This window comes from Armatimonadota bacterium, assembly GCA_025059775.1.
In the GTDB taxonomy this organism is placed as follows: Bacteria; Sysuimicrobiota; Sysuimicrobiia; order Sysuimicrobiales; family Sysuimicrobiaceae; genus Sysuimicrobium.
The window spans coordinates 27,441-27,675 of record JANXCW010000021.1; the positions used below are offsets into that span (position 1 = coordinate 27,441).

Annotated in this window: 1 protein-coding gene; it reads right to left on the bottom strand. The window is 71.9% G+C overall.

What is annotated here, in order from left to right; all coding sequences use genetic code 11:
• Positions 1-235 (bottom strand): ABC transporter substrate-binding protein (locus tag N0A24_11540; GenBank protein ID MCS7173980.1); only part of this gene is annotated, 235 nt, incomplete at both ends.

Here is a 235-nt window from a genome sequence, read left to right on the forward strand (position 1 = left end):
CGGGCGGGGTTGTAGGCGGGACGACGGTAGTCCTTCAGGGCCGCGGGGCTCTCCGGGTGCGCGATCTGATCCCAGGGTTCCCACAGGCCATACCCCAGGGCCCGGGCGAGGGAGGCCCGGTCGAAGGCGTACTGGAGGGCCTCCCGGACCCGCCGGTCCGCGAAGGGGGAGTCCTCGTTGGCGCTGTCCGGGATGAGCATGAGGATCCCCTGGTGGAGCCCCGAGAGCACTCGGA